This is a genomic window from Providencia sp. wls1916, from assembly GCF_009706585.1.
Classification (GTDB): domain Bacteria; phylum Pseudomonadota; class Gammaproteobacteria; order Enterobacterales; family Enterobacteriaceae; genus Providencia; species Providencia lanzhouensis.
The window spans coordinates 230,467-243,717 of record NZ_WLUL01000014.1 but is presented as its reverse complement, the minus strand read 5'-3'; the positions used below and the strand labels follow the sequence as shown (position 1 = coordinate 243,717).

The 13,251-nt window shown below is 44.9% G+C and carries 8 protein-coding genes; 7 read left to right on the top strand and 1 reads right to left on the bottom strand.

What is annotated here, in order from left to right:
• Window positions 1-42 precede the first annotated feature (42 nt).
• From thiB to rluA, 6 genes are all read left to right on the top strand, one after another.
• Window positions 43-1,047, top strand: a complete 1,005-nt coding sequence (thiB, locus tag GKR61_RS10440) for a thiamine ABC transporter substrate binding subunit (protein ID WP_036956308.1) — start codon at window positions 43-45, stop codon at window positions 1,045-1,047.
• Complete coding sequence (gene thiP, locus GKR61_RS10435; RefSeq protein WP_154599797.1) at window positions 1,023-2,627, top strand: thiamine/thiamine pyrophosphate ABC transporter permease ThiP; 1,605 nt, start codon at window positions 1,023-1,025, stop codon at window positions 2,625-2,627. Before thiB ends, thiP begins: the two co-directional genes overlap by 25 nt.
• The gene (gene thiQ / locus GKR61_RS10430) at window positions 2,620-3,318 is read left to right on the top strand and encodes a thiamine ABC transporter ATP-binding protein ThiQ (protein ID WP_154599796.1); all 699 of its coding nucleotides are present in this window, start codon (window positions 2,620-2,622) and stop codon (window positions 3,316-3,318) included. Before thiP ends, thiQ begins: the two co-directional genes overlap by 8 nt.
• Window positions 3,319-3,393: 75 nt before the next feature.
• Window positions 3,394-5,745: a DNA polymerase II gene (locus GKR61_RS10425; protein WP_154599795.1), complete on the top strand. Its 2,352-nt coding sequence runs from the start codon at window positions 3,394-3,396 to the stop codon at window positions 5,743-5,745.
• A gap of 333 nt (window positions 5,746-6,078) precedes the next feature.
• Window positions 6,079-8,985, top strand: coding sequence for an RNA polymerase-associated protein RapA (gene rapA, locus GKR61_RS10420; RefSeq protein ID WP_154609932.1), 2,907 nt, complete (start codon window positions 6,079-6,081; stop codon window positions 8,983-8,985).
• A gap of 99 nt (window positions 8,986-9,084) precedes the next feature.
• Entirely contained in the window at window positions 9,085-9,735 is a 651-nt protein-coding gene (gene rluA / locus GKR61_RS10415; protein ID WP_154639763.1) for a bifunctional tRNA pseudouridine(32) synthase/23S rRNA pseudouridine(746) synthase RluA, read from the top strand.
• Between the two features lie 71 nt (window positions 9,736-9,806).
• On the opposite strand, the gene djlA is transcribed toward rluA, so the two are convergent.
• Window positions 9,807-10,622: a co-chaperone DjlA gene (gene djlA / locus GKR61_RS10410; protein WP_036956297.1), complete on the bottom strand. Its 816-nt coding sequence runs from the start codon at window positions 10,620-10,622 to the stop codon at window positions 9,807-9,809.
• Between the two features lie 204 nt (window positions 10,623-10,826).
• On the opposite strand from djlA, the gene lptD reads away from it, so the two are divergent.
• Window positions 10,827-13,187 (top strand): LPS assembly protein LptD, encoded by a 2,361-nt coding sequence (gene lptD / locus GKR61_RS10405; RefSeq protein WP_195848049.1) that lies wholly within the window; start codon window positions 10,827-10,829, stop codon window positions 13,185-13,187.
• Window positions 13,188-13,251: the final 64 nt, after the last annotated feature.

The following is a 13,251-nucleotide window of genomic DNA, read 5'->3' as shown; positions in this document are numbered from 1 at the left end:
CCTCAAATCCTGTGTTTTTTTATGATTTACGCAGGAATTACAATGACTAAAAATAAACTCTTTACCTCACTCATTGCCTTAACCACCTTAAGTTTTGCTGCATTCGCCTCTGCCGAAAAACCAACGCTGACTGTATATACCTATGATTCCTTTGCGGCAGAATGGGGACCTGGTCCTCAAATCAAAAAGAATTTCGAAGCTCAATGTGAATGCGAGTTAAAACTGGTTTCTCTAGGGGATGGTGTTGCGCTACTGAATCGTCTACGTATGGAAGGAGCTAAAAGCAAAGCCGACATTATCTTAGGGTTAGATAACAACTTGCTCGATTCCGCAGAAAAAACTGGCTTATTTGCCCCAGCAGATATCAAAACGGATGCGCTTAAATTACCTATCGAATGGACAAGCAAAACATTCATTCCTTATGATTATGGTTATTTCGCCTTTATCTATGACACCAATAAAATCAAGCAACCGCCAAAAAGCATGGATGAACTGCTTGATAGCAAAAATAATTGGAAAATCATTTACCAAGATCCACGTACCAGCACCCCAGGATTAGGATTAATGCTGTGGATTGAGAAAATCTACGGTGATAAATCGGCTAATGCATGGAAGAAAATGGCAGCGAAAACACTGACCGTGACCAAAGGTTGGAGTGAGTCTTATGGCTTGTTCTTAAAAGGTGAAGGAGATTTTGTCCTGAGCTACACCTCTTCGCCGGGTTATCAAATTTTAAATGATAAGAAAGACAACTACGCGGCAGCATTGTTCGATGAAGGGCATTATATGCAAGTCGAAGTGGCGGCAAGATTAAAACACAGCCCGCAGCCTGAACTGGCAAAACAGTTCTTACAGTTTATGTTAACCCCTGAATTCCAAGGCACATTACCAACCACTAACTGGATGTATCCGGTTATCGATATGCCGTTGCCTGAAGTGTATAACGTGCTACCACTGCCTGCTAAATCCCTGCAATTTAGCGCGGAAGAAGTGGCTAAAGAACGTCAAACGTGGACACGTTTATGGCAAACCGCCGTCAGTCGTTAATCAATTTAACCTTATTACCGGGGGCAATAGCCTCCGGTCTTTTAATCGTCGTTGCCCTGCTCGCTTTTGGGGCGTTGTGGTTTTTCGCACCTGAAGTTTCCCTCCGCGAGATAATCGACGACGATTATCTATGGCATGTCATCGGTTTTACGTTTTGGCAGGCATTGCTTTCCGCTATTTTTTCCATTATTCCCGCTATTTTTCTTGCAAGAGCTCTGTATCGCCGGCGATTTTGGGGAAGAATGCTCTTGCTCCGCTTGTGTGCAATGACCCTTGTTTTACCCGTTTTAGTCGCCGTTTTCGGTATTTTGTCGGTATATGGACAAACCGGATGGCTAGCAAAACTGTTCCTATGGCTTGGTGTTGACTATCAGTTTTCCCCTTATGGTCTGCGTGGCATTTTATTGGCGCATATCTTTTTCAATATGCCACTCGCCACCCGGATGTTGCTGCAATCCCTTGAAAATATTGCCATTGAGCAGCGTCAAAGCGCCGCTCAATTAGGGTTCAATGAGTGGCAACAATTTACCCTTTTAGAGTGGCCTTATTTACGCCGTCAGATGTTGCCAACAGGCGCGCTGATTTTTATGCTCTGTTTTGCCAGCTTTGCGACAGTACTGGCTCTGGGTGGTGGCCCTGCGGCGACTACTATCGAACTCGCGATTTACCAAGCACTGAGCTACGACTTTGATTTAGGGCGTGCCACACTGCTTGCGTTAATTCAGTTGGGATGTTGCGTAGGATTAATGCTTATTTGCCAACGTATTAACCATGCCTTTTCCGTTGGATTTAGCCACCAAACATCATGGTTTGATCCTGCCGATAACCTGTTTCGCCGTTTACGTGACTGGCTGGTGATTACTGCAGCTATTTTGCTATTAATTCCGCCGTTATTAGCGGTCATTATTGATGGGCTCAACGGCCAATTACTGGATGTTTTACAGCAACCTGCCCTATGGCAAGCCACATCCACCTCCCTATTTATTGCACTCTGTGCTGGGGTTCTGTGCGTGATCCTCACGCTAATGCTGCTGTGGAGTAGCCGTGAACTGCGTTTAAGAAATGCATTAAAACTTGGACAAGCTATTGAGCTAAGCGGGCTGATTATTCTGGCGATGCCGGGTATTGTGCTGGCGACAGGCTTTTTTATCTTTTTCAATGAAACCATTGGAATACCCGAAACTCCTTATCCGTTGGTGATCATGACTAACGCCTTACTCGCTATCCCTTACGCGCTAAAGGTACTGGATAACCCAATGCGAGATCTGGCCCAACGCTATAATCCGTTATGCCAATCACTCGAAATCACTGGTTTTAATCGATTTAAAATCATTGAATTACGAGCATTACGCAAACCTATCGCACAAGCATTGGCATTCGCTTGCGTGATTTCGATTGGGGATTTTGGCGTGGTCGCCTTGTTTGGTAATGAAGAGTTCCGCACCTTGCCTTACTATCTTTATCAACAGATTGGCGCGTATCGAACCAATGATGGCGCGGTTACCGCGATGTTATTGTTGTTACTCTGTTTCTGCCTGTTTAGCCTACTCGAACGCCTATCGGGGAAAACTCATGATTGAATTACAAAATCTAGATTATCAATACGATAACCTAAATATGCATTTTGATATTGCGGTAGCTTCGGGGGAACGCGTTGCCGTAATGGGTCCTAGTGGCGCAGGCAAAAGCACGCTGCTCAGCCTAATTAGTGGGTTTCAATTTCCTCGCAGTGGCACTATCACCTTAAATGGTGAAAATCATACATTTACACCCCCAGCTAAACGCCCTGTTTCCATGTTATTTCAAGAAAATAACCTGTTTGCTCACCTAACTGTGAGGCAAAATATTGGGCTAGGTTTACAACCGAACTTACGTTTGAGTGCATCGCAAATGGCTGAAGTTGAACAAATGGCGCAGCAAGTCAGTTTAACCGAATGTTTAGACCGAATGCCTGCGCAATTGTCTGGAGGACAGCGTCAACGAGCTGCACTCGCCCGCTGTTTAATTCGCAATCAGCCGATTTTATTACTGGATGAGCCATTTTCCGCCCTTGACCCAGCGCTGCGCAGTGAAATGCTGCAATTACTCAATGACGTTTGCGTTAACAAATCCATCACGTTATTGATGGTATCTCATAGTATTGAGGACTCGCTACAAATCGCCCCTCGCAGCTTAGTGGTCGCTGATGGTGCAATTGTGTATGACGGCGATACCGAAACACTGTTACAAGGCAAAACTAACGCTTCTGCATTATTGGGCATTTCTAATTAGCTCGACAAATAATACTGTATAAATTCCCACTACTCGCGTATATTAATTTGCAGATTATTTACGCGAGTTTCCTTTATGCCTCTGTCAAATACCCCCGCTGAAAAAGGCTTTATTCTTAGCCGCCATTGGCGAGATACCCGCTATGGTGTCGAGGTAAGCTATTGGTTACTCACGGATAATAAACCGCAAAAAGTCATTGTTCCCTATCAACAAGCCGTAGGGTTTTTACCTGAATCCAAGTTTTCCCTAGTACGCCATTTAATTGAAGGACAAGCTGATATCAGCTATCGATCCGTGGAACTGCGAGATTTCAAACGCGAAAAAGTCTACGCCATCTATTGCCAGCAATATCGTCAATTACAAAACCTAGATAAAAACTGCCAAGCATTAGGCATTGAACTGCTGGAAACCGATATTCGCCCTTGTGAGCGTTATTTAATGGAGCGCTTTATTACCGCTCCCGTGTGGTTTTCTCGCAATCATCAGGGGAAATATCAACTCAAACCTTGTGAAGGTTATCGCCCGACACTGCATGCTGTTTCTCTCGATATTGAAACTAGCCAACATGGGGAGCTTTATTCGATTGGGTTATCTGGCTGCGGTGACAATGTGGTGTTTATGTTGGGACCCGATCAAGGCCCTGCTCTGAATGATCAACATCGACTCGTGTATGCCACCAGCCGCCCTCAATTACTTGAAAAATTGAACGAATGGCTGCAACAGTACGATCCCGATGCCATCATCGGTTGGAATCTGATCCAGTTTGATTTGCAAGTTTTACAAAAGCATGCGGAGCGCTATGGCATCCCTCTGTTGCTCGGTCGGCAAGGGAAAAAACTCGAATGGCGAGAACACGGTTTTAAGCAAGGTGTCTTTTTTGCCTCTGCTGAAGGTCGCTTAATTATTGATGGTATTGATGCGTTAAAATCGGCGACATGGAGTTTTAGCTCATTCAGCTTGGAGTCCGTTGCCCAGCAGCTGCTTGGCGAAGGGAAAGCGATTGATACTCCTTATGATCGCATGGATGAAATTAACCGCCGCTTTGCTCACGATAAACCCGCCCTCGCCCATTACAATATTCAAGACTGTATTTTGGTGCATCGCATCTTTGAGAAAACCGATTTAATGGCGTTCTTGCAAGAGCGCTCGACGGTCACGGGGCTCGCCGCCGATCGCATGGGAGGCTCAGTAGCCGCCTTTTCCCATTTATATATTCCTCGGCTACACCGCTTAGGGTTTGTTGCCCCAACGCTCTGTGAGCAAAAGTTTCAGCTCAATCCCGGTGGATTTGTCATGGATTCTCAGCCGGGTTTGTATGACTCCGTTTTGGTACTTGATTATAAAAGCCTTTATCCCTCAATTATTCGCACCTTTTTAATTGACCCAGCAGGCATGATTGAAGGGCTTGCACACCCAGAACCTGAACACTCTGTTGAAGGATTTCGCGGTGCTTGGTTTTCCCGTACGACCCATTGCTTGCCAGATATTGTCAGCCATATTTGGCAAGGTCGTGATAAAGCTAAACAGCAAAAAAACGCCCCGCTTTCTCAAGCCCTCAAAATTATTATGAATGCTTTTGCGGGGGTTTTGGGTGCCGATGGATGCCGTTTTTTTGACCCACGATTAACCGCGTCAATTACCATGCGCGGTCATGAAATTATGCGAATTACCAAACAATTGATTGAATCCCAAGGATATCAGGTAATTTATGGGGACACCGATTCCACCTTTGTTTGGCTACGAGATCCCCATACTGATGAACAAGCTCAAAAAGTGGGCTATCAACTGCGTGACCATGTAAATAATTGGTGGAAACAGCATCTTAAAGAAGAGTGGCAACTTGATGGTGTGCTCGAGCTTGAGTATGAAACCCATTATCGGCGCTTTTTGATGCCAACAATTAGAGGCACAGACCAAGGCAGTAAAAAACGCTATGCGGGTTTAAGCCAAGATACAATGGTTTTTAAAGGCTTAGAAACTATTCGTTCAGACTGGACACCTCTCGCTCAAAACTTCCAAAAAGAGCTGTATACGCGCATTTTTTATCGCCAGCCTTATCGGGAATTTATTCGCGACTATATTCATGCCATTCGTTCAGGAGAATATGACGATCGCTTGATTTACCGCAAGCGCCTACGGCGTAAATTGTCAGATTATCAACGTAATGTGCCACCTCATGTACGAGCCGCACGCCAAGCCGATGAGTACAATTTGCAATTACAGCGCCCATTGCAATATCAAAATGGGGGGTGGATCAGTTATATCATCACTCAGGCAGGTCCCGAGCCATTAGAGACCGTAACCGCGAAACCTGACTATGAGCACTATATTCTTAAGCAAATCAAACCTATCGCCGATGGAATTCTGCCATTTCTGCAAGATGATTTTGACGCCATTTTGACAGGGCAAATTAATCTTTTGTTTTAAAGCCTAACGAACAGCGTGAATTGTACAATTCTTATTACAATTGCCGCATTTTTAACAGGTGACGATAAGCGAATGTTGAATTAATATAACGCCCCTTTGATATCTCGACCTGTTATACACACAGCTTGGCGAGAAAATCGGCTATACTCATCATAATTCGAGCAACGCGACTCGAAAGAGAAAAGAGCTATAATTGCCAAACGGCAAAACGATTAAAAAATTTCGCATCACCCTTGGTATATAACCGTTATATCAACACTGGGCAAAGACACCGGTTAGTTGTCTTAAACATCTAAAAATAAACAATCAAAATTATGGAATTAAATTAAACCTATGCCATTTACTCTTGGTCAACGCTGGATCAGCGACACAGAAAGCGAACTTGGGTTAGGCGCCGTCGTGGCTATTGATGCCCGTATGGTGACGTTGCTTTTCCCTGCCACTGGGGAAAACCGACTGTACTCACGTAGTGATGCCCCAATTACCCGAGTGATGTTCAACGAAGGTGATACCATCACCAGTCACGAAGGTTGGCAGCTACAAGTTGAAAGTATTCAAGAAGATAAAGGGTTATTGACCTACACAGGAACACGTTTAGACACCCAAGAAGCGGATGTCAGCCTGAGAGAAGTGTTCCTTGATAGCAAGCTAACGTTTAATAAGCCACAAGATAGACTGTTCGCCGGTCAAATCGATCGTATGGATCGTTTTGCGCTGCGTTTTCGTGCACGTAAATTCCAAAGCGAACAAGTTAAACACCAATCTACGGGTCTGCGTGGTATCCGCGCGAGTTTGATCCCGCATCAGTTGCATATTGCTAACGAAGTCGGTAAGCGCCACAATCCGCGAGTTTTACTGGCGGATGAAGTGGGCTTAGGGAAAACCATCGAAGCGGGTATGATAATCCATCAACAATTGATGGCAGGTCGTGCTGAGCGAGTATTGGTCATTGTCCCAGATAGCTTACAGCATCAATGGCTGGTGGAAATGCTGCGCCGTTTTAACCTGCGTTTTTCCCTGTTTGATGATAGCCGCTACAGCGAAGCCCAACACGACAGCGATAACCCATTTGAAACTGAACAATTAGTCCTGTGTTCTCTAGATTTTGTTCGTCGTAATAAACAGCGTTTTGACCAACTCGTCGAAGCGGGCTGGGACATGATGGTCGTCGATGAAGCTCACCATCTGCAATGGAGCGAAACTGCCCCAAGCCGTGAATATCAAGTGATTGAAACCTTAGCAGAGCATGTTCCTTCTGTTTTACTGCTAACGGCAACACCCGAGCAATTAGGTCAAGAGAGCCACTTTGCGCGTTTGCGCCTCCTTGACCCTAGCCGCTTCCATGACTATCAAGAGTTCTTAGCCGAGCAAGAAAATTATCGCCCTGTCGCCGATGCGGTTTCACTGCTACTTTCTGGCGATAAACTGACGAATGACCAGCAAAACCTGCTCAGCGAGCTTATCAAAGAACAAGATGTTGAGCCGTTATTAAAAGCCGCTAATCTTGAAGGCGATGACAGCCAAGCCGCTCGCCAAGAACTGATCCATATGCTGATGGACAGACATGGTACTAGCCGCCTGTTATTTAGAAACACCCGTAATGGTGTCAAAGGCTTTCCACGCCGTGAATTGCATTCTTTAAAAATGCCACTGCCAACTCAATACCAAACGGCAATCAAAGTCGCTGGCATTATGGGCACGAAAAAGGATGTAGAAACTCGCGCAAAAGAGATGCTGTATCCAGAACAAATCTACCAAGAATTTGAAGGTGAAAACGCCACTTGGTGGAACTTCGACCCACGAGTTGAATGGCTGATGGGCTTCTTAACCGCAAATCGTCATGAAAAAGTACTGGTTATCTGTGCCAAAGCCGCTACAGCACTGCAACTTGAGCAAGTTCTGCGTGAGCGTGAAGGGATCCGTGCGGCGGTATTCCACGAAGGTTTATCCCTGTTAGAACGTGACCGTGCTGCTGCATACTTTGCTTCACAAGAAGAAGGCGCGCAGGTATTGCTGTGTTCTGAAATTGGTTCAGAAGGTCGTAACTTCCAGTTTGCTAACCAATTAGTGATGTTTGACCTGCCATTCAACCCTGACTTGCTTGAGCAGCGTATTGGTCGTTTGGATCGTATTGGTCAAAGCCGCGATATCGTGATCAACGTGCCTTACTTGGAAAATACCGCACAAGCCGTATTAATTCGTTGGTACCATGAAGGTTTAGATGCTTTTGAGCATACTTGCCCTACCGGTCGTACTATTTACGATAAATATTACCAACAATTGCTGCAATTTATGGCTGAGCCAACCATCACTGACGGGTTTGATGAATTTATTAAAACCTGCCGCGAAGAGCACGATGCACTCAAAGCGCAGTTAGAGCAAGGTCGTGACCGTTTGCTGGAAATGCACTCAAATGGCGGTGAAGCCGGTAATAAATTAGCCGAAGAGATTGGTGAAGGCGATAACGAGACTGAGCTGGTTAACTTTGCACTGAACCTGTTTGATATCGTTGGGATCAACCAAGAAGATAAGAGCGATAACTTAATTATCCTCACGCCATCCGACCATATGTTAGTGCCTGATTTCCCAGGATTGCCGCAAGATGGCTGTACTATCACTTTTGACCGCGAACAAGCGCTTTCCCGCGAAGATACGCAGTTTATTAGCTGGGAACATCCGATTATTCGTAACGGTTTGGATTTAGTGTTATCCGGCGATACGGGTAGCTGCGCAGTTTCTGTGTTGAAAAACAAAGCGTTGCCAGTAGGCACCTTGCTGACCGAACTGATTTATGTTGTAGAAGCTCAGGCTCCGAAACAGCTGCAAATCAGCCGTTTCTTACCGGCGACCCCAGTTCGCTTATTGATTGATTTAAAAGGTAATAACCTATCTTCACAAGTGGAGTTTGAGAGTTTTAACCGCCAATTAAATGCCATCAACCGTCATATGGCGAGCAAGTTAGTCAATGCCGTACAAAACGAGGTGCATTCTGTATTACGCCTCTCTGAACCGATGGTCGAGAAAGAAGCAAAATCCATTATTGAGAATGCCAAAGAAGCCGCTGATAAAGCCCTGACTTTGGAACTGTCTCGCTTGGAAGCGCTGAAAGCGGTTAACCCAAATATCCGTGATGAAGAACTCGATATTATCGAGGAAGAGCGTCGCCAATTGATGACCAACATCGACCAAGCTTCATGGCGCCTCGACGCTATCCGCTTAGTGGTTGTCACGCATCAGTAGAGAATATAGCTCGACACTCCCCGAGATTATGCGAGTTACAGCGGTGCTGGCTGATAGCAGCCAACACCGCTACAGTGTGAAGAATGAAGGATAAAAGAAATGTTACCCTATAATCCCCCTACTGAACCATGGCTACACATACTCTACCAAGACGAGCATATTATTGTAGTCAATAAACCTAGCGGCTTGCTTTCTGTACCAGGGAAAGCCCCTGAGCACCATGACAGCATCATGAGCCGTATTCAGCGGGATTATCCTGTGGCGGAGTCCGTTCACCGTTTAGATATGGCAACCAGTGGCGTTATGGTCGTCGCTCTGCATAAAGCGGCTGAGCGTGAACTCAAGCGTCAGTTTAGGGAACGGGAGCCGAAAAAACACTATGTGGCTCGCGTGTGGGGTCATTTGGAAAAACCTGAGGGTTTGGTGGATTTACCGCTAATTTGTGACTGGCCGAATCGCCCTAAGCAGAAAGTCTGTTTTGAAACCGGAAAATCGGCCCAAACCGAATACCAAGTTTTAGAATATGAAGAGCAGGCAACGCGAGTCAAACTTTCGCCAATTACGGGACGCTCTCATCAGCTACGTGTCCATATGCTCGCACTGGGACACCCTATTCTTGGTGACAGATTTTATGCCCATGAAGAAGCATTGGCATTAGCACCACGTTTGCAGTTACATGCGCAGGAGCTGTATATCACTCATCCTGAGTATGACACACCAATGCATTTTACTTGCCCGCCAGATTTCTAATCTGATTGAAGCGCTTAGGCTGGTTTAAGCGCTTCAATTATTTAAAAGCTTAAGTTATTTAAAAACTGAAGTTATTTGAAACCCTTCTCTTTTTTAACAAGATCATAAGCCGCCTGAATTGACTGTGCTTTTTGCTTAGCAATTTCCATCATCTCTGGCGGTAAACCTTTAGCAACGAGCTTATCGGGATGATGCTCACTCATCAGCTTACGGTACGCTCGCTTAATTTTCGTTGGGTCATCATCGACGGAAACCCCAAGTACCTTACAGGCATCTTCCAGCGTAGGGCCATTATTTTGTTGGTAATAGCCTCCAGACTGCTGCTGAGAATAACCATGACCAAACTGGCGACCGCTTTGGATCATATCTAAGAATTGCTCAAACTGAATTTGGGAGATACCCAGCTCTTCCGCAATAATAAATAGCACTTTTCGTTCGTTAGGATGTAGGGTTCCATCCGCGAAAGCAGCTTGTAATTGAATTTCCAGAAACATCTGAACAAGGTCAAAACGACCATAACAAGCCATACGTAATTGTTTAAGAACATCACGCAGTGGAAAGTCTGGGGATTTCCCCTCTCTAAAGGCTTGTTGAGCGGCTTTGCGAGTTTCTCCGTGCAGTTGCATTCTGTCCATCAGGTTCGATGCTAACTGGATATCAGTCTCGGTGACACGCCCTTTTGACTTGGTTAAATGCCCTAATATTTGAAAGGTACTTGCGAAGAAAATAATTTGTCTGTCGCGCTTATTGAAGGCGCCAGCGAACTTACGTTGAGCCGAAGCCTTATCAAAACCGTGCCCAATCAGTAAGCCGGCTAATGCTCCCCAAAACCCTAAACCGGAGACAATAGCGAGTATCACCCCAATAATTTTACCCCAATAGTGCATATATCCCTCAATTCTTCAATGCTCAGAATGCAATTTTGCATTATCATACTATCCATTCTGCTTTTGTGCATAACGATAAAGAACCTAACAAGTTGCTAACTACGTTTATTCCAGTTTTGATATTATACTGGCGAAAACGGGTTGGCTAAGATAGTCTTTGAGCGTTTGCCGACTGTGCCCATTTGACGGACTCCCTATTTAATGATGAAGAAAAGTTATCCCACAATAATCGCCACCATGGTATGGGCGGCTATTTATAGCCAGCAAGCACATGCTGATCTTGCAGCACAATGTATGCTTGGGGTGCCTGTTTATGACAAACCTATTATCTCTGGTGATCAAAATAGCTTACCGATTGAGATTCAAGCTGACGACGTCACAGGGGAATACCCTAATTTTGTCGAATATACTGGTAACGTTGATATTCAGCAGGGCAACCAGACTCTCACAGCAGATAACGTTAAACTGACACAAACCCAAAAAGAGGGTGAAGAACCGGTTCGTGAAGTGACGGCGACGGGGAATGTCCATTACGATGACCCTCAAATTATCCTGAAAGGCCCTTCAGCGTGGTCAAACTTAGATAATAAAAACACTGACGTTGATGACGGTAACTACATGATGGTAGGTCGTCAAGGTCGCGGTGACGCGAAAAAAATGAAAATGCGAGGTGAAAACCGCTATTCCATTATGGAAAACGGGACTTTCACCAGCTGCTTACCGGGCAGTAATACATGGAGCGTTGCTGGCTCTGAAGTGATTATTGACCGCGAAGAAGAAGTCGCAGAAATTTGGCATGCTCGTTTCCGTATCGCAGATGTGCCTGTGTTCTATAGCCCATATATGCAGTTACCGATTGGTAGCAAGCGCCGTTCTGGTTTCTTAATCCCAATGGGAAGCTATTCAAACAACGACGGGTTAGAGTTCACGCTGCCGTATTATTGGAACATCGCACCAAATTACGATGCGACGATTACGCCACAATTTATGACCCACCGAGGCGTAAAATTAAATAACGAATTCCGTTATTTAATCACACCAGGTACGGGGACCATCGCATTTGACTTTATTAACCACGATCGTGCTTATATTAAAGATAAAGAAAATGGTAAGCGTGATGCCCGTGACAGCGATGACCGCTGGTTATTCTACTGGCGCCACTCAGGGACCTTTGCTCAGCACTGGAACTTTGGTGCCGACTACACCAAAGTAAGTGACCGTCAATACTTTACTGATTTTAGCTCTCAGTATGGTAGCACCACTGATGGCTATGCCACCCAGAAATTTAACGTCGGCTATTCTGATACCAATTGGAACATGAAAGTGTCTCACAAACAGTTCCAAATCTTCGTTGATGACCCGAACCGTCGTGCTTATAAAGCTGAGCCACAAATCGATTTTAACTATTACCAAAATGACGTCGGTATGTTGGATTTCCATACCTACGCACAAGCTGCACGTTTTACCAGCGTAGGTGAAAATAACCCAGATGCAACCCGTTTGCATATCGAGCCAGAAGTCAGCATGCCGCTGTCTAACGGTTGGGCGCAGATGAATAACAGTGTAAGGCTATTTGCTACTCACTATGATCAAGATATCCCCAAAGCCCAAGAAAATAGCGCCTTAGATAAAAATGTCACCCGCGTGCTGCCTATGTTTAAGAGTGATGCGAAGGTGGTATTTGAGCGCGACTTATTCCAAGGCAGTGATTTTGTTCAAACATTAGAGCCACGAGTTCAGTATTTATATATTCCGTATAAAGATCAGGACAATATCAATAACTACGACTCATCATTATTACAATCTGATTATTCGGGCTTATTCCGTGACCGTATTTACAGTGGTTTAGATCGTATCGCTTCTGCGAACCAATTCACAACTGGTTTAACCACCCGTATTTATGATGAAAACTTAGCTGAACGCTTCAATTTCTCCGTCGGGCAAATTTACTATTTAGAGCGCCCTCGTGCGGGGAATTCAACGCGAAAAATTGATGATAAGAGTGACACAGGATCATTGCTGTGGGCAACGGATGCCATGTGGCACATTGATGAAAACTGGGGCATTAGTGGGAACTTACAGTATGACCGCCGCCTTGGCAACATCACCATGGGAAATGCGGTCACCGAGTATCGCTTTGATGCGGACAGACTGATTCAGCTCAATTACCGTTTTGTTGACCGTGACTATATCCAAGCTACATATCAAAAAGATAATGAGAAGGTATATAAATTACCAGAATATCAACAAGGTATTTCCCAAGTAGGTACCGTGGTAAGTTGGCCATTAAGTGATAACTGGGGCTTTGTCGGCTCGTATTATTACGATACCAAACAGCAACAATCTGCCAGCCAGCTTGTCGGATTACAGTACAATGCCTGCTGTTGGGCGGTGAATTTAGGGTATGAACGTAAGATTGTGGGTTGGCAAAATGAGAAGTTCAGCAGTGAATATGACAATAAATGGTCTATCAACGTGGAACTTAGAGGCCTAAATAACAATCATAGTTTAGGTAGTCAGGAGATGTTGAAACAAGGTATTATTCCTTATCAACGTGCTTTCTGATAACAAACAACATAACGATCACGATTAGCCCGCATATGCGGAATAAAAGTCAATTTTATAGGAC